Annotated in this window: 15 protein-coding genes and 2 tRNA genes; 1 reads left to right on the top strand and 16 read right to left on the bottom strand. The window is 56.1% G+C overall.

The annotated features are described in order from the left end of the window. Positions 1 to 174: 174 nt before the first annotated feature. From rpsO to rlmE, 14 genes are all read right to left on the bottom strand, one after another. Positions 175 to 444, bottom strand: a complete 270-nt coding sequence (gene rpsO, locus QT231_RS20185) for a 30S ribosomal protein S15 (protein ID WP_007111823.1) — start codon at positions 442 to 444, stop codon at positions 175 to 177. A gap of 140 nt (positions 445 to 584) precedes the next feature. After that, entirely contained in the window at positions 585 to 1,505 is a 921-nt protein-coding gene (truB, locus tag QT231_RS20180; RefSeq protein WP_308338598.1) for a tRNA pseudouridine(55) synthase TruB, read from the bottom strand. Further along, positions 1,505 to 1,915, bottom strand: coding sequence for a 30S ribosome-binding factor RbfA (gene rbfA / locus QT231_RS20175; protein WP_308338597.1), 411 nt, complete (start codon positions 1,913 to 1,915; stop codon positions 1,505 to 1,507). Before rbfA ends, truB begins: the two co-directional genes overlap by 1 nt. An 18-nt stretch (positions 1,916 to 1,933) precedes the next feature. Continuing rightward, entirely contained in the window at positions 1,934 to 4,525 is a 2,592-nt protein-coding gene (gene infB / locus QT231_RS20170; protein WP_308338596.1) for a translation initiation factor IF-2, read from the bottom strand. Between the two features lie 26 nt (positions 4,526 to 4,551). After that, positions 4,552 to 6,066: a transcription termination factor NusA gene (nusA, locus tag QT231_RS20165; protein ID WP_308338595.1), complete on the bottom strand. Its 1,515-nt coding sequence runs from the start codon at positions 6,064 to 6,066 to the stop codon at positions 4,552 to 4,554. Between the two features lie 72 nt (positions 6,067 to 6,138). Beyond that, positions 6,139 to 6,600 carry a ribosome maturation factor RimP gene (gene rimP, locus QT231_RS20160; RefSeq protein WP_007111828.1) on the bottom strand — a complete coding sequence of 154 codons (462 nt, stop codon included), beginning with the start codon at positions 6,598 to 6,600 and terminating at the stop codon, positions 6,139 to 6,141. A gap of 387 nt (positions 6,601 to 6,987) precedes the next feature. Next, positions 6,988 to 7,064, bottom strand: a tRNA-Met gene (locus QT231_RS20155). Between the two features lie 146 nt (positions 7,065 to 7,210). Beyond that, positions 7,211 to 7,297, bottom strand: a tRNA-Leu gene (locus QT231_RS20150). Positions 7,298 to 7,328: 31 nt separating this feature from the next. Beyond that, the gene (gene secG, locus QT231_RS20145; RefSeq protein ID WP_226250340.1) at positions 7,329 to 7,688 is read right to left on the bottom strand and encodes a preprotein translocase subunit SecG; all 360 of its coding nucleotides are present in this window, start codon (positions 7,686 to 7,688) and stop codon (positions 7,329 to 7,331) included. Between the two features lie 4 nt (positions 7,689 to 7,692). Further along, positions 7,693 to 8,442 carry a triose-phosphate isomerase gene (gene tpiA / locus QT231_RS20140; RefSeq protein ID WP_308338594.1) on the bottom strand — a complete coding sequence of 250 codons (750 nt, stop codon included), beginning with the start codon at positions 8,440 to 8,442 and terminating at the stop codon, positions 7,693 to 7,695. A 160-nt stretch (positions 8,443 to 8,602) separates the two neighbouring features. Then, entirely contained in the window at positions 8,603 to 9,952 is a 1,350-nt protein-coding gene (gene glmM, locus QT231_RS20135; protein ID WP_308338593.1) for a phosphoglucosamine mutase, read from the bottom strand. Next, positions 9,949 to 10,863 (bottom strand): dihydropteroate synthase, encoded by a 915-nt coding sequence (folP, locus tag QT231_RS20130; RefSeq protein WP_308338592.1) that lies wholly within the window; start codon positions 10,861 to 10,863, stop codon positions 9,949 to 9,951. The genes glmM and folP overlap by 4 nt, the downstream gene beginning before the upstream one ends. Before the next feature lie 106 nt (positions 10,864 to 10,969). Next, entirely contained in the window at positions 10,970 to 12,985 is a 2,016-nt protein-coding gene (gene ftsH, locus QT231_RS20125) for an ATP-dependent zinc metalloprotease FtsH (protein WP_308338591.1), read from the bottom strand. Between the two features lie 257 nt (positions 12,986 to 13,242). Beyond that, entirely contained in the window at positions 13,243 to 13,890 is a 648-nt protein-coding gene (gene rlmE / locus QT231_RS20120) for a 23S rRNA (uridine(2552)-2'-O)-methyltransferase RlmE (protein ID WP_035582941.1), read from the bottom strand. A gap of 114 nt (positions 13,891 to 14,004) precedes the next feature. Here rlmE and yhbY point away from each other — a divergent pair, with 114 nt between their 5' ends. Further along, positions 14,005 to 14,331, top strand: a complete 327-nt coding sequence (yhbY, locus tag QT231_RS20115; RefSeq protein WP_308338590.1) for a ribosome assembly RNA-binding protein YhbY — start codon at positions 14,005 to 14,007, stop codon at positions 14,329 to 14,331. Positions 14,332 to 14,419: 88 nt separating this feature from the next. On the opposite strand, the gene greA is transcribed toward yhbY, so the two are convergent. Both greA and carB read right to left on the bottom strand, forming a co-directional pair. After that, on the bottom strand, positions 14,420 to 14,896 hold the full coding sequence (greA, locus tag QT231_RS20110; RefSeq protein WP_308338589.1) for a transcription elongation factor GreA: 477 nt from the start codon (positions 14,894 to 14,896) through the stop codon (positions 14,420 to 14,422). Further along, positions 14,893 to 18,123: a carbamoyl-phosphate synthase large subunit gene (gene carB, locus QT231_RS20105; RefSeq protein WP_308338588.1), complete on the bottom strand. Its 3,231-nt coding sequence runs from the start codon at positions 18,121 to 18,123 to the stop codon at positions 14,893 to 14,895. The genes greA and carB overlap by 4 nt, the downstream gene beginning before the upstream one ends. Between the last annotated feature and the right edge of the window lie 11 nt (positions 18,124 to 18,134).

Below are 18,134 nucleotides of genomic sequence, written 5' to 3'. Positions count from 1 at the left end.
GTCGGCTAGCACTTCCCCTTGCCGGGCGTGCAGGGGACTTTCACCCCCAAGTCATCCTGAGGCACCACCCCCAGGAACAGCGCCAGTCAAGGCGCTGCGCGCCATGCCTGGCGCACCATAAAAAAACGGGCAGCTCACAAGGAGCTGCCCGTTTCGAATCGTTGCCGTTAACGCTTAACGACGCAGACCTAAACGCTGAATCAGGGACTGATAGCGTTCGAAATCCTTACGCTTTAGGTAGTCCAGCAGCTTACGACGCTGGTTAACCATGCGGATCAGACCACGACGAGAGTGGTGATCCTGTTTGTTGGTCTTGAAGTGATCCTGCAGGCCATTAATGTTGGCGCTCAGCAGTGCAACTTGCACTTCAGGGGAACCGGTATCGTTATCGCCGCGGCCGTATTCGGTGACGATCTCGGCCTTCTTCTCAGCGGTTAAAGCCATCTGTATCTCCAGTAAGCAATATGCCTAAAAATGAATGGTTGAGACCACGCATATTTGCAGTCTCAGGCTACTATTTTCTACTAGCTAGTTTCTTTCCACCAGCTAGCTTCACGCAGACGGCTGCATCCTTGCAACGTATCTCACGAGATAGCGACGGTACTTAACAGTCGCTTAGGCGCCACTTCCTGGGCACCTTTCACTACGCCAAGGCCGATAAACGTCTCGGCGTAATAAAGTCGGGCTAACGCATCCGGCGCTAACGTGCCGGTCGTCAGATTGGCAGACTGACCATGGGCCAAACGGTTGTGGGCAGCATCGTCTACCGTCAACGACGGTAAGTGATCTACCAACACGTCCGCTGGCATTAGCTCAGCTTCCAGTGCCGCTTGGTCGGCCAATGCTTCCAAGGCCTCTAGCGTCCACATCGCGTCAGCTAAAAAGGGCCCCGTTTTGAGCCTTCTTAGTTGACTGATGTGCGCGCCACAGCCAAGCGCTCGACCAATATCTTCAGCTAACGTGCGGATGTAAGTGCCTTTACTGCAGCTTACTTCCAGCTCAAAAGCAGTGCCTTCAAACGATAGCAGGCGCGCATCATACACGCTTACTCGCCGGGCTGCACGCTCTACGTGCTTGCCTTCCCGGGCCAGCTCGTAAAGTTTTTTACCCTGATGCTTTAAGGCCGAGTACATCGGCGGCACTTGGTCAATCTCACCGCGAAAGCGAGTGAGCACAGCTTCCACGTCATCGACGCTTAAGCTGGGAACCGCATGCTGCTCAATAATCGTGCCTTCCGCATCGCCCGTATCGGTGATCACCCCCAGTTCTATCCGGGTGCGATACACCTTGTCGGCTTCCAGCAAGTGCGATGAGAACTTGGTCGCTTCGCCGAGGCAAATCGGCAATAAACCAGTTGCCATCGGGTCTAGCGTGCCGGTGTGCCCGGCTTTTTGGGCCTGGAACAGCCGACGAACACGCTGCAGCGCATGGTTGCTGGAAAGCCCTTTGGGCTTATCCAGCAGCAGTACGCCATTGACCGGTAAACCGCGACGTTGACGCGCCACTAGCGAGTTTCCTCGCCCTGCTCGGCATCGTCCTCTTCATCCTGATGACGCGCTCGATCCGTCGTCACCGCTTCATCAATCAGTGAAGAGAGTTGCTGACCGCGCACCACGCTTTCATCGAAATGAAAACGCAGTTCCGGCACGTGGCGTAACTTGATGCGCTTAGCGATCTGGCTTCTTAGAAAACCGGCAGCGCGCTTGAGTACCTGCAGGTTCTCTTTAATACGCTCGGGATCCTGCTCACCCAACAAAGTGACGTAGACATCGGAGTAGCCAAGGTCACGGCTAACGGTGACACCGCTAACTGTAACCATGCCCAAACGCGGGTCTTTCACTTCTCGTTGGATCAACACCGCCAGCTCCTTTTGGAGCTGGTCGGCCACCCGGTCGGTACGCTTAAATTCGCGCATGTTTAGCTCCTCGCAGCCTTACAGGCTACGTTCGACCTTCACTTGGTCGAAGACTTCGATCTTATCGCCGACTTGGACATCGTTGTAGTTCTTCACGCCGATGCCACACTCCATGCCGTTGCGCACTTCCTGCACATCGTCTTTGAAGCGGCGTAGCGATTCGAGCTCGCCTTCGTAGATCACCACGTCATCGCGCAACACGCGGATCTTCTTATTACGATGCACGTTGCCTTCAATGACCATACAGCCAGCGATGGCGCCAATCTTCGGTGCCCGGAACACATCGCGCACTTCGGCAATACCGACAATCTCTTCTTTCCACTCAGGTGCGAGCATACCGCTCATCGCCTGTTTGACCTCGTCGATCAGCTGGTAAATAACGCTGTAGTAGCGCAGATCCAGGCCTTCACGTTCGATAATCTCACGGGCAGCGGCGTCAGCACGGACGTTAAAGCCGACCACGATGGCTTCAGAAGCAAGCGCCAGGTTGGCATCGGTACCGGTGATACCACCGACACCGGAGGAAACCACAGCCACTTCGACTTCATCGGTGGAGAGCTCTTCCAGAGCGCCTTTGATCGCTTCCAGCGAGCCTTGCACATCGGCTTTGAGGACGACGTTGACCTTGGCCACTTCGTCTTGGCCCATCTGGCTGAACATGTTCTCCAGCTTGGCCTTCTGCTGACGCGCCAGGCGCACTTCGCGATATTTGCCTTGACGGAAGTTGGCCACTTCGCGGGCTTTCTTCTCGTCGGCCACGACCATAAAGTCGTCGCCAGCATCCGGCGTACCGCCCAAGCCTTGAATCTCTACCGGCATGGCCGGGCCAACCTCGTCGACTTGCTGGGCAAGTTCGTTGGTCAGCGCACGCACGCGGCCGTAGTGCAGACCAGCCAGGACGATATCGCCCTTTCTCAGCGTACCGTTCTGAACCAGTACGGTAGCGACCGGGCCACGACCTTTATCAAGGCGTGACTCAACCACAACACCTTTACCGGGCGCGGAAGGCACGGCTTTCAGCTCAAGCACTTCGGAGGCCAGCTGAATCGCTTCCAGCAGCTCTTCCATACCTTCACCGGTCTTAGCAGACACGTGAACAAACTGGGTATCACCGCCCCACTCTTCTGAGATCACGCCGTGCTGGGAAAGCTCATTCTTGATGCGATCAAGATCGATACCATCTTTATCGATTTTATTGACCGCCACGACCAAGGGCACTTCGGCAGCTTTAGAGTGCTCAATCGCCTCGATGGTTTGCGGCATAACGCCGTCATCCGCAGCGACGACCAGGATAACCACGTCTGTCGCCTTGGCACCGCGGGCACGCATAGCGGTAAACGCCGCGTGACCAGGGGTATCCAGGAAGGTAACGCCACCGTGGTTATCTTCTACGTGGTAGGCACCGATATGCTGGGTAATACCGCCCGCTTCGCCGGTGGCCACCTTGGCTTTACGGATGTAATCGAGCAGCGATGTTTTACCGTGGTCAACGTGACCCATTACCGTGACAACGGGTGAGCGGGTGATCTCTTCGCCTTCATAGGAGATGCCTTCGAGCATTTCCGTTTCCAGCGCGTCATCTTTAACCAGCTTCGCCGTATGGCCCATCTCTTCCACCACGATCGCAGCCGTATCCTGATCGATGGTTTGGTTGATGGTGACCGCCGCGCCCATGTTAAACATGGCCTTGATCACTTCGTTGGCCTTGATCGACATCTTGTCGGCCAATTCCGCCACGCTGATCGATTCAGGGATCGATACTTCACGTACGATCGGCTGAGTCGGCTTCTGGAAAGCGTGCTTGCCATTGCCGGTCTGGTTGCCACCACGGCGACCACCGCGACGCTGCTCGGCACGTTTTACCTTCTTACCGCTGCCGCGTTTGCGCTCTTCGCGATCACCACGATCGTCATCGTCACGACGGCCCTTGGCCTTCGCCGCAGCAGCCTTCTTAGGCGGCGCAGTACGACGGTCAGAGCGGCCCTCTTTGGGCGGCGCTGGCGGCATATCGTCACCGGACGGCGTGTCGTCGATCTCAAGATCGGGCACGGAGATATCTGGCGTTGCAGGCGCTTTGGCTGCTCTTGGCGTTGACTCAGCCTCTTTCTTACTACGCGCTGCTTCAGCTTCTTTATTACTACGCGCGGTCGCTTCAGCTACCTGTGCAGCACGGGCTTTCTGTGCAGCGGCTTTTTCCTCTGCTTCACGCGCATCAGAAACCTTGCGCTCGGCTTCGGCTTCTGCCATATCGCCCACTAGCTGGCGCGGGCCGGTGTAGCTAGGCTCCGGCGCTTTCGGCTTTTCATCTTCAGCGCTTTTGACGTAGGTTTTTTTCTTACGTACCTGCACTTCGATGGTTTTGCCACGCTCGCCGGTATTGATACGGCTACGGGTTTTGCGCGTTAGCGTGATGCGGTTTTTGCCCGGCTCAGCGGTGTCACTACCGCCGTGGCTCTTCTTCAAGAAACTCAGCAGCTTCTGCTTGTCTTCTTCAGACACCGCATCGCTTTCTGAAGCGTGCTTTAAACCCGCTTCTTTCATTTGCTCTAGTAGGCGAGGCACATCACGGCCCACCTTTCCTGCGAAATCTTTAACTGTCATATCTGACATATTGACCCTCCTCAGCCCGTGACCTTTTACTGTGTGTTCGAATCCGATGCGTCATCGACTTCAAACCAGGGCGCACGGGCAGTCATGATCAGTGCCGCTGCGCGCGCTTCGTCTAACTCCTCGATATCGACCAGATCGTCGACAGACTGCTCGGCGAGATCTTCCATAGTGACAATACCGCGACTGGCGAGAATGAAGGCCAGGTGGCGCTCCATGCCTTCCATCTCCAGCAGATCAGCTGCTGGCTGGGCACCGTCTAGCGCTTCTTCCGAGGCAATGGCCATCGTCAGCAGCTCGTCTTTCGCCCGTGCGCGAAGCTGCTCTACCAAATCTTCATCGAACTCTTCGATTTCGAGCATCTCTTCCATCGGCACGTAGGCGACTTCTTCCAGGGTAGTGAACCCTTCTTCCACCAACAGGCGCGCGACATCTTCATCCACTTCAAGGTGCTGGATAAAAGAGTCCACCAAGCTATCAATCTCTTGATCGCGCTTGGACTCCGCCTCTTCTTCGGTCATGACGTTAATCCGCCAGCCGGTGAGTTCAGAGGCCAGACGCACGTTCTGACCACTGCGGCCAATCGCCTGAGCAAGGTTGTCTTGCGCCACTGCCACATCCATCGCGTGGGCGTCTTCGTCCACTAGGATAGACCCAACATCGGCGGGCGCCATGGCATTAATCACCAATTGGGCAGGATTATCGTCCCACAGCACGATATCAACGCGTTCGTTTTGCAGCTCGGAAGAGACCGCTTGAACGCGCGAACCGCGCATACCCACACAGGCACCCACAGGATCAATGCGGCGATCATTGGTTTTTACCGCAATTTTAGCCCGTGAACCGGGGTCGCGAGCAGCGCCTTTGATCTCAATCAACTGCTCGGCGATCTCGGGCACTTCAATCTTGAACAGCTCAATGATCAGCTCGGGGCACGTCCGCGATAGCTGAAGCTGTGCACCACGTGCGTCTGGATCCACCTTGACCAACAGCGCGCGCACCCGCTCGTTCATGCGGTAACGCTCGCCGTGGATCATTTCATTGCGCGGTAAAAACGCTTCAGCATTTTCGCCCAAGTCAATGATCAGGCCGTCACGGGTGGTCTTTTTAACAATGCCCGCCACCAGCTCGCCTTCGCGATCTGCATATTGGCGCACCACTTCGGCCCGCTCAGCTTCACGTACCTTCTGTACGATCACCTGTTTGGCGGTTTGTGCCGCGATACGGCCAAACGAAGCATTTTCGATGCTTTTTTCCACCACATCGCCTAATTTCAGCGGTGGATCGCGCTGCTCAGCAATACTCTGTTTAATTTCGTAATCTGGCGTTTCGAATTCGTCATCTTCCACAACCGTCCAGGTGCGGAAGGTCTCGTATTCGCCAGTGCGACGGTCAATATGCACGCGCACATTGGCTTCTTCTCTTTCAAAACGCTTGCGTGACGCGCTCGCAAGAGCGGCTTCTACCGCTTCGAAGATGACATCACGCGGGACGCCCTTCTCATTGGAGATCGCGTCAACGACCATTAATATTTCTTTACTCATGCGTATGCCTCGCCAGAAAACCTATCCTTATGTGCATCACCCCGGCAGCCTGCCGGCAGCGCCGCCACCCGGTCAATCGTCGAACTGCGGTACAATGTGAGCAGAATCAATACTCTCAATTGGAAAGCAGTACTCTTCGCCATCCAGTTGTAGGAGCACTTCATCCCCCTCAACACCGACCAAGAGCCCTTGATACTTGCGCCGCCCGTCAAAGGCAGTGCGCAGTTTCAGCGCGACGTGGTGACCTTGAAAGCGGGTAAACTGATCCAGGGAATACAAGGGACGTGCCATGCCTGGTGAGGAGACTTCCAACCGATACTCACCGGCAATGGGGTCTTCTACATCCATAACGGCACTGACTTGGCGGCTAATATCTGCGCAGTCTTCCACGCTGACACCACTCTCGCGCTCGATATAGATCACCAGCCGCGAATTTTTGCCCTGGGAAAGATGGTCGATGCCCCATAGCTCAAAGCCCATGGCAGCAACAACAGGTTCGATCAGCGCGTGAAGCGCAGCGTGTTTAGTGGCCACAGACAAAGCTCCTATAGCCGTTGCATCAGGCACCTGGCCAGGAGTTATTAGATAAGCTAGGTGGCTGATTGGCGTTACTCGGGAATGTGTCTCCGGTTTTCTGGACGACATCCGCTATTAAGTTATTCGTGCTAACGATATTCTTGCTAACAAGGCGGGCGCCAATAAAACAGCGCACAAGCGCGCTTGCCAGCCAAAAGCTGCTAACAAAAAGCCCCTTCACTGGAAGGGGCTTTTTGAAAGAAACCTTGTGTACCATTTCTCAAGTACTACTTCCAGTACCGTCTTAGCAACATGTAACAGGCTATACCTGAGATGACTGTTATTTTCAATATACCTTTTCCGATATACTTTAAGAATAACAATCTAGAACATGCTACTAGAAAATGGTAGCGGGGACCGGATTTGAACCGATGACCTTCGGGTTATGAGCCCGACGAGCTACCAGACTGCTCCACCCCGCATCAATCTAGGTCGACGATAATAGACACTAAAGCTATTTACGTCAAGAACTTCTTACGTCAAGCTGTCTTTTTCGCCTCAGGTGCCGAAATTGGCATTCTGATAACAAAAGAAACGTTCTGGGAAGCTGGCGTGCCAGCAAAACAGATGGTGCCGAAGGCGGGACTTGAACCCGCACGACCATACGGTCACTACCCCCTCAAGATAGCGTGTCTACCAATTCCACCACTTCGGCATCAGGGGAGGCTAAAAAAACAGACAGCTACTTACTCGCTGCTTTCCTCTAGCACTGGCGCGGCATTATCCACGTCTGCAGGCCTGTCGTCAAGCGTTGGAACGCTTTGCTGCTGCTCGATCAGACGCGAGTCTGGAATACCGGCTTCCGGCGCCTGGCCTGCTTGGGTAGCAAAATAAGCCAACGCCATCGAGGTGACGAAAAAGCCCGCCGCCAACACCGCCGTCGTGCGCGACAAAAAGTTACCGCTGCCCCGCGAACCAAATACCGTTTGTGACGCGCCGCCCCCGAAGGCAGCACCCGCTTCGGCACCTTTACCCTGCTGAAGCAGAATGAGTACCACCAGGGCGACCGCAATCACCACATGGATCATAAGAATTGCAACTTGCATGGCGTTATCCTGCTGACTGACAAATGGCATAAAAATCATCGATCTTGAGTGAGGCTCCGCCCACTAGACCGCCGTCGATATCTGGCTGAGTGAGCAGCTCAGCCGCATTGCTTGCGTTCATGCTGCCACCGTAAAGCAAGCGCAGTTGCTCAGCGAGCCCCTTATCGAAACCCGCCTGGTAGGCACGGATGCCCGCCATCACTTCCTGGGCCTGCTCAGGGCTCGCCGTACGCCCAGTGCCAATTGCCCAAACGGGCTCGTAGGCAATCACGACCTGCTTGCGCTGATCGGGCTCCAGGCGAGACATTACATACCCCACTTGGCGAAGCACCACATCCATCGTGCGCCCTGCGTCGCGCTCCTCTAGCGATTCACCTACACAAAGGATCGGCGTGAGATCAACGCTTAAGGCTGCCAAAAGGCGCGCTAAAATTTGTTCATCGCTCTCTTTATAGAGCTGGCGTCGCTCGGAGTGCCCCACCAACACATAAGAGACCGCGAACTCTTTTAGCATGCGGCCACTGACTTCACCGGTATGCGCCCCAGAGTGAATGGGGTTCAATGTTTGCGCGCCTAACGACAGCACCGTACCTTCAAACGCATGGCGCGCCGCATCCAAATAGGGAAACGGCGGAATAATAACCACATCCACGTTCGTTGGCGATACGGCGGCGGAGAAGGCCTGGCCGAATTCATTGATCAACGCCACGGAACCGTTCATTTTCCAGTTGCCGGCGATTAAAGGCGTACGCATCGACTCTCCTCACTCAAGGTGGAGCGAAATGGTATAGGAGCGGCCTTGTCAAGACAACCGCTGTTATGCTTACAGGTTGGGTTTACCCAACCTGTCTACTGAACCTATTTACTAAACCTGCTGACGGAACCGGTTTTCTGTGCTGATTGATGCGACGTAGCTAGTTAAGCAGTGCCTGTACCTGGTCAGCCAGGGTTCGCGCCAATTGGTCGACATCTAGATGGGCGCGACCTTCCACCATCACACGAATGAGCGGCTCAGTACCTGACGGGCGCAGCAGCACGCGGCCCTCATCGCCTAACTCATGTTCTAACGCAGCCACCGCCTGTTGAAGTGGCGCAGACGCCATCACTTCCTTGGCGCTGGTGCCCGCGGGCAAACGCACATTAACCAGCGCCTGGGGTACTTTCTCCAGCTCTTTTAACAGTGTCGGCAGGCTCTTCTGCTCGCGCATCATCAGCGCCAGCACCTGCAGCGCAGAGACGACCCCGTCCCCGGTGGTCTGCACATGACCACAGACAATATGCCCTGACGACTCACCGCCTAACTCCCAACCATTGGCGGCCATGCGTTCCATTACAAAGCGGTCACCGACTTTAGCTCGCTCAAAGGGAATCCCCAGCTTATCAAGCGCCATCGCCAAGCCAAAATTAGACATCAGCGTGCCCACGACGCCGCCTTGGAGCAAACCCCGCTCGTGGCGATCGCGGGCAATCAGGTAGAGGATATCGTCACCGTCCACTTCTCGCCCGTCGCCGTCTACCAGCAGCACGCGGTCGCCATCGCCATCAAAGGCGATGCCCAAATCAGCATTTTGCTGAATCACGGCAGCCCTCAATGCGGCAGGATGGGTAGAGCCCACCTGCTGGTTAATGTTTAACCCGTCAGGCGCCGAGCCAATGGTGGTCACGTCTGCGCCCAGCTCGCGAAACACATTAGGGGCGATATGGTAAGTGGCGCCATGGGCACAATCCAGGACGATTTTGAGGCCGTGCAGGCTAAGCCGATCAGGCAGTGTCGATTTGCAAAACTCGATATAACGGCCTGCGGCGTCGTCAATGCGGGTTGCCTTACCCAGCTGGGCGGCCTCAGCCGTGGTCAGCGGCGTCTCCAGCATCGCTTCGATATGATCTTCCGTGTCATCCGGTAGCTTCTTACCCTCTGCCGAGAAGAACTTGATGCCGTTATCGTCAAATGGGTTGTGGGACGCTGAAATGACAATGCCTGCGTCAGCGCGAAATGTGCGCGTCAAATAGGCGATACCCGGCGTGGGCATTGGCCCCAACAGTGATACATCGACACCCGCCGCGGAGAGCCCTGCCTCTAGGGCGGATTCGAACATATAGCCGGAGATCCGCGTATCCTTACCAATCAGCACTCGCGTTCGACCTTTATCCCGGCGCAGCACCTGTCCCGCCGCCCAACCCAATTTGAGCATAAAGTCGGCGGTAATCGGCGATTTCCCCACCGTCCCGCGGATGCCATCCGTCCCAAAATAGCGCCTTGTCATGCGTCAAACTCCTTGTTTAGCGGCGGCTCGCAGCCTTCTTGTAGTACCGCCCACGCCATATTGACTGCATCGACCGTTGCAGCCACATCATGCACGCGCAAAATATTTGCCCCACGCTCCACCGCCATGGCAGCAAGCGCTAAACCACCGGAGAGACGCTCCTCTACCGGGCGGCCCAACACTTTGCCAATCATGCTTTTGCGTGACATGCCCACTAACAATGGAAGCTCCAGTGACCGTAGAGACTCCATGTATTTGAGTAAGCGTAGATTGTGTTCGACGGTTTTGCCGAAGCCAAATCCAGGGTCAACCAATAGCCGACTGCGGCGCAAGCCAGCCGCCTCGCACTCGGCAACCCGACGGGCCAAATAATCCGCCACCTCATCCTCGATCGGGCGCTGATAAGCGGGTGCCTGCTGCATATCCTGCGGCTCGCCTTGACGATGCATCAAGCAGACGGGCAAGCCGCTCCCCACTGCGGCCAGCAGGGCGCCTTCGCGCTCTAATGCGCGCACATCGTTAATCATTCCCGCGCCCAACCCGCTTGCCTCGCGTATAACCGCCGGGCAGCTGGTGTCCACCGACACCAACGCATCCAGCTCGCGAACCAGGACTTCCACCACCGGCGCCACCCGATCCAACTCCTCCTGGGAGCTAACCGGGGTAGCCCCAGGACGAGTCGACTCGCCGCCCACGTCTATCATTGCCGCCCCTTCAGCCAGCATCCGCTCAGCGTGGCGCAGAGCATCATCCAATGCCACGTGCTGCCCACCATCGGAAAAGGAGTCCGGGGTTACATTGAGAATGCCCATCACACGAGGGAAGGAGAGATCCAGCAGATGGCGTCCGCAACGCAGTTGGAGCGCGCTTTCTGCGCTTCGTGTCGAGGACGTGTCCAGAATTGATTTCATGCTGCAGCCTGATCAAGAAAAGAAACATTGCAGTGATGTGTACACAGCATACCAAAAAAGGCGCCCCTTGACGGGGCGCCTTTTGCTCATAGGGGACTCATGGCTGTTATGGGCCAGCAGGGCCGCCTAGCGGGTCTGAGGGGCGGCGACGTGGCTCGTCGTCGTCCTCTTCGCCATCACCGCCTCCAGAAGCATCGCTTCCTGAAGTGCTGGAGGCGTCGTCTTCGGCCTTTGTCTTCTGCTTATCATCATTGATAGGCGTGCCGCCACCGGATGAGTCACCGTCGTCCCAGCCTTCCGGCGGGCGCGGCTCGCGACCTTCCATGATGTCCTTCAACTGCGCGGCATCAATGGTCTCATACTTCATCAGCGCTTCAGCCATGGCATCGAGCTTATCGCGATTGTCGGTCAGGATCTGGCGCGCCTGCTCGTAGCAATCGTCGATGATTTTGCGCACTTCCTTATCAAGACGCGTCGTGGTATCGCCCGACTTCATCTTGCCGCCACCCTGGCCTGGGCCACCGAGGAACTGATGCGACTCATCCTCGTCGTACATGATCGGACCCATTTCCTCCGACAAGCCCCACTTGGCGACCATGTTGTGAGCCAGCTCAGTAGCACGCTTAATGTCGTTGGAAGCCCCTGTCGTCACACCGTTCGGGCCTAGCGTCATCTCTTCGGCAATACGGCCACCGAATAGCGAGCAGATTTGCCCCAGGATTTGCTGACGGGAAAGGCTGTAGCGATCCTCTTCCGGCAGGAACATGGTCACGCCCAAGGCACGTCCGCGGGGAATAATCGTTACTTTATAGACCGGGTCATGGGAAGGCACAACCAGACCGATAATGGCGTGGCCCGACTCATGGTAAGCCGTATTGAGCTTCTCTTTGTCGGTCATGACCATTGATTTGCGCTCAGCGCCCATCATGATCTTGTCCTTGGCGAGCTCAAGCTCCTCCATGCTCACCAGACGCTTATTACGGCGTGCGGCAAACAGGGCGGCTTCGTTAACCAGGTTGGCCAAATCCGCGCCGGAGAATCCCGGCGTACCACGTGCAATCAGCTGCGGTTTTACGTCATCACCCAGCGGCACTTTACGCAGGTGAACGCCCAAAATATGCTCACGACCACGAATGTCCGGCAAGCCAACCGTGACCTGACGGTCAAAGCGGCCTGGACGCATCAGCGCAGGGTCGAGCACGTCTGGACGGTTGGTCGCGGCGATAACAATAACGCCTTCGTTGGCTTCAAAACCATCCATCTCGACCAGCAGTTGGTTCAACGTCTGCTCGCGCTCGTCGTTACCGCCACCCATGCCAGCACCGCGTGAGCGACCTACCGCATCGATTTCGTCGATAAAGATAATGCACGGCGCCTGCTTCTTGGCCTGCTCGAACATGTCGCGCACACGGGATGCACCAACACCGACAAACATTTCAACGAAGTCAGAACCCGAAATAGAGAAAAACGGCACTTTCGCTTCACCGGCAATGGATTTTGCCAGCAGCGTTTTACCAGTACCCGGAGGGCCCACCATCAAGACGCCGCGGGGAATCGTACCGCCCAGACGCTGAAACTTGGTCGGGTCACGCAGGAAGTCGACCAGCTCTTCGACTTCTTCCTTGGCTTCATCACAACCCGCCACGTCGGCAAAGGTGGTTTTGATCTGGTCTTGAGAGAGTAGCTTGGCCTTCGATTTACCAAAGCTCATCGGGCCGCCTTTACCACCACCGGCACCGCCCTGCATTTGGCGCATAAAGAACATAAAAATGCCCAAAATCAGCAGAATCGGGAAGCTGGCGATAAGCAGCCGCGTCCAGATACTTTGCTGTTCTGGCTCTTTGCCCACTACCGTCACATTATTGCTCAACAGGTCGTCCATCAGCTTCGGATCTTCCGCCGCCGGGCGGATTGTCTGGAACTGAGAGCCGTCCGTGCGCTCACCACGGATGGTATAGCCATCAATGGTCACGCTACGTACCTGCTGATTTTGCACCTGCTGCACAAACTGAGAGTAGTTTGTGTTTTGCGGTGCGCTTTCCGTACTGAAATTGTTGAACACTGTCAGTAGGACGGCCGCGATGACCAACCACAGAATCAGGTTCTTCGCCATATCGTTCAAGGGGCTACCCTCATTACAAGAATCTGTCAGTTAAACGCTGATGCGTCATAAAGTCTTCTACTCATAAGCTTAGTAATAAGACAGTACATCAACATCAAGCGTTCAACCATTGCCAAAGCGTCTTATGCCTCGGGCCATCTGCGTCACGCGCACTTATGGCGACTAATGTGACACACCTTGCGCATGCCTGTCTGGCAATCGCGCTGATAAATCTTGGCTATGAGCCACGCCAGCAACTGCCGAACCAACCTAACCAGTTACCCGCGAAACCCTTCGGCCAGAAAATAGACTTCACGGGAGCGTGCCCGGGAGGCATCCGGCTTACGGGTCACCACTTTGCTAAAGCTGCCGCGCAGCTCCTTCAAGTAGGCGTCAAACCCTTCCCCCTGGAATACTTTAGCTAAAAACCGACCACCAGGTGACAACGTTTCGCGCGCGAGTTCTAACGCTAGCTCCACTAAGTACATCGCCTGAGGCTGATCAATCGCCGCCATGCCACTCATATTGGGGGCCATATCCGACATCACAAGGTCTACCCGGCGATTATCCAGGCGTTTTAGTATCGCCTCTAGCACCGCCTCTTCAGTAAAATCACCCTGAATAAAGTCCACACCTGCTAGCGCATCCATCTCCAGGATATCAGAGGCAATCACCACACCTTCAGGCCCGACCCTCTCCGCAGCAATTTGGCTCCACCCGCCGGGGGCAGCCCCCAGATCAATCACCGTCATACCGGGACGCAATAGTTTATCCTTTTCATCCAGCTCAATCAGCTTATAGCTGGCACGGGAGCGGTAACCATCTTGCCAGCTCTGCTTCACATACTGGTCGTCAAAATGCTCCTTCTTCCAGTTATTGCTGGTCTTGCTGACAGAATGTTTTCGGTTCGGGGGCTTTTGCTGCATGTGGGAATCTAACACTGGAATAAGAGATGGGCGCATTCACGCGATCGCTTTCACTCGGTGGCATTTCACCGTAAGATGGAGCGTTAAGCGCTAACCGGGATACCGCAAGATACCATGAGCTTGTCACAGGCACAAAAGAAAGCATTTCGTAGCATTGGCCACCATCTTAACCCAGTGGTCACCGTTTCTGAGAACGGCGTCTCCGAAAATTTGCTCGCAGAACTCAACCGCGCGCTCACCGATCACGAACTGATCAAAGTGAAACTCGCCCTTCCTGAGCGTGACGATCGTGCGGCCATTATAGCCGAATTGATCGCCAACAGCCGTGCCGATCTGGTGCAAACCATTGGCAAAATGGCACTGCTCTATCGCAGAAACCCGCAGGTGAACCCGAAGCTCTCTAACGTTACCCGCTTCGAGAACCACCACGGACGGCATTAACTGCTAGCTTGAACTCACTTTAAACGCCGCTGCACTAAACGCCCCTTCAACCGACCTAATGCAGGCCAATTGAAGGGGCGTTTTTTTATCACAGGTGTTCGACGCTACCTATTTCATACTCCACGTCACCACCGGGTGTTTTCACCACCACGACATCACCCTCTTCCTTGCCGATTAAAGCGCGGGCTATTGGCGAGGTAACCGAGATACGGCCAGCTTTAATATCCGCTTCGTCTTCACCGACGATGCGATAAGTAACCTCTGCATCGGTCTCCAGATTTATCAGCGATACAGTGACACCAAAAATCACTTTGCCGGTTTTCGGCAGTTTGGTGACATCAATCACCTGCGCGACGGAGAGCTTGCCTTCGATCTCCTGAATACGCCCTTCGATAAACCCCTGCTGCTCGCGCGCGGCGTGGTATTCGGCGTTCTCTTTTAGATCGCCGTGCTCACGCGCTTCGGCGATGGCCGCGATCACCTGCGGACGCGCTTCGCCTTTGAGATGATTCAGCTCTTCGCGAAGACTTCTTTCTCCCGCAACCGTCATCGGGACCTTGTTCATTGACTTGCTCCTGCATGCAGATCCTGAAGGCGCCGCACCGTAATCTCCCTACCGTACTCAAGCGCCATGCAAACAGCATTAGCGCCCGCCAAGGTGGTCGCATAGGGCACCTTGCGCGCGAGAGCAGTACGGCGAATGACCGAAGAGTCGTTAATAGCCTGACGACCTTCAGTAGTGTTCACAATGTAGGCGATTTCGTCGTTCTTAAGCAGATCGACGATATGGGGACGACCTTCGTAGACTTTATTGACGTGCTCCACGGCAAGCCCAGCAGCTTCCAAAGCAGCTGCTGTCCCCTGTGTTGCACATAGCGTAAAGCCTAATGCTAACAGAGAACGACCCACTTCGATAATCCCCGCCTTGTCAGGTTCGCGCACCGAGAGGAACGCTTTACGCTCTCCGGTCAGTGCAGGAATCGCCTCGCCGGCCCCCAGCTGGGCTTTGAAGAAGGCCTCGGCAAAGGTGTCGCCAGAACCCATCACTTCACCGGTAGACTTCATCTCTGGTGAGAGAATCGGATCGACACCGGGGAATTTATTGAATGGGAAGACCGCCTCTTTAACACTATAGAAGTGCGGCACGATTTCGCGCTCAAAGCCCTGCTCAGCCAGGGTTTTACCGGCCATGCAGCGCGCGGCAATCTGCGCCAGCGAGGTGCCAATGCACTTGGAGACAAAAGGCACCGTACGAGAGGCGCGAGGATTGACCTCAATCACGTAGATTTCGCCATCCTGCCAGGCGAGCTGCACGTTCATTAAGCCTTTCACACCCAGCTCAACGGCCATCTGTTTCACCTGATGGCGCATCTCGTCCTGTACATCCGCAGGCAGCGAGTAAGGCGGTAGCGCACAGGCGGAGTCGCCGGAGTGAACACCCGCTTGCTCTACGTGCTGCATGATGCCGCCAATCACCACCTGCTGACCGTCTGACACTGCATCAATATCGATCTCGATCGCCGCACTCAGGAAGTGATCCAGCAGCACCGGTGAGTCGTTGGAGACTTTCACCGCGTGGGTCATGTAGTTTTCAAGCTCGGAGGCGTCGTAGACGATCTCCATGGCCCGACCACCCAATACGTAGCTCGGGCGTACCACCAACGGGTAGCCAATCGCTTCGGCTTTATCAAACGCTTCGGAAAAGCTGCGCGCGGTGGCGTTGGGCGGCTGCTTGAGACCCAGCTTGTCGATCATCACCTGGAAGCGCTCGCGGTCTTCAGCGCGGTCGATGGCGTCCGGCGTGGTGCCGATAATCGGCACACCAGCGGCCTCTAGCGCGCGGGCCAGTTTCAGCGGCGTTTGGCCACCGAACTGCACGATCACGCCCACCGGCTTCTCTTTATCGGCGATTTCGAGCACGTCTTCCAAGGTTACTGGCTCAAAGTAGAGGCGATCAGAGGTGTCGTAGTCGGTAGAGACGGTTTCCGGGTTGCAGTTGACCATAATGGTTTCATAGCCGTCGTCGCGCATAGCGAAGGCGGCGTGAACGCAGCAGTAGTCAAACTCAATGCCCTGGCCGATACGGTTAGGGCCACCGCCCAGCACCATAATCTTCTGGCGGTCAGAAACATCCGCCTCGCACTCTTCTTCGTAGGTGGAGTACATGTAGGCGGTATCAGAGGCGAATTCCGCCGCACAGGTATCAACGCGCTTATAGACCGGGCGAATACCTGCGGCCTGGCGGGTCTGACGGAACTCTTTTTCAGTGACGTTAAGCAGCTTGGCCAGGCGCGCATCGCCGAAGCCTTTGCGCTTGAGCTGATAGAGCTCCCGGGCAGAGAAATCGCCCAGCGTGCGCTTGGCGACGGCGTTTTCAGTCAGCACCAGATCTTCCAACTGCACCAGGAACCAGGGGTCGATATTGGTCAGCGCAAATACGTCCTTGACGCTCATACCTGAGCGCATGGCATCTGCCACATAGAAAATACGCTCGGCACCGGCGGCCTGCAGCTCGCCTTGGATAATCGCCATGTTGTCTGGGGTAAAGTCGGTAATGATCGGATCAAGGCCGTCGTTGCCGGTTTCCAGGCCGCGCAGGGCTTTCTGCAGCGACTCCTGGAAGGTACGCCCAATCGCCATCACCTCGCCCACCGACTTCATCTGCGTCGTCAGGCGATCATTGGCCTGGGGGAATTTCTCAAAGGTGAAGCGCGGAATCTTGGTAACCACGTAGTCGATGGACGGCTCAAACGATGCCGGGGTACGCCCACCGGTGATATCGTTCTGCAGCTCATCCAGGGTATAGCCCACTGCCAGCTTGGCGGCGATTTTAGCAATCGGAAAGCCGGTTGCCTTGGAGGCCAATGCTGAAGAGCGCGACACCCGCGGGTTCATCTCAATAACGACTAAGCGTCCAGTCTTGGGATCCATACCAAACTGGACGTTGGAGCCGCCGGTCTCTACACCAATCTCGCGCAGTACCGCGAGGCTGGCGTCACGCATGATCTGATACTCTTTATCGGTCAGCGTTTGCGCCGGGGCCACGGTAATGGAGTCACCGGTATGCACGCCCATGGGGTCGAAGTTCTCAATCGCGCAGACGATGATGCAGTTGTCGTTCTTATCACGCACAACTTCCATCTCGTACTCTTTCCAGCCCAGCAGTGACTCATCGATGAGCAACTCGTGGTTGTTGGAGAGCTCGAAACCGCGGGTACAGATTTCCTCGAACTCCTCCTTGTTGTACGCCACGCCGCCGCCGGAGCCGCCCATGGTGTAGGAAGGACGAATAATGGTCGGGAAGCCAAGCTCAGCCTGAATTTCCCAGGCTTCATCCATGGTGTGGGCGACTTTCGCTTTCGGGCACTCCAAGCCAATGCGCTTCATGGCCTGATCGAACAGATCGCGGTCTTCGGCCATGTTAATGGCATCGGCGTTGGCACCGATCATCTCCACACCGAACTTCTCCAGCACGCCGTGCTTCTCTAGCTCCAGGGCGCAGTTCAGTGCTGTCTGACCGCCCATGGTGGGCAGAATCGCATCCGGGCGCTCGGCTTCGATGATTTTCTCTACCGCCTGCCAGGTAATCGGTTCGATATAGGTGGCATCGGCCATGGCCGGGTCGGTCATGATGGTGGCCGGGTTGGAGTTAACCAAAATAACCCGGTAACCCTCCTCGCGCAGCGCTTTACACGCTTGGGCGCCGGAGTAGTCGAATTCGCAGGCCTGGCCGATCACAATCGGGCCAGCGCCAATGATCAAGATAGAGTTTATGTCGGTACGCTTAGGCATAACGGTTCCCG

The organism is Halomonas sp. SpR1 (genome assembly GCF_031010175.1).
Taxonomy (GTDB): domain Bacteria; phylum Pseudomonadota; class Gammaproteobacteria; order Pseudomonadales; family Halomonadaceae; genus Vreelandella.
This window is presented reverse-complemented; position numbering and strand designations above follow the sequence as displayed.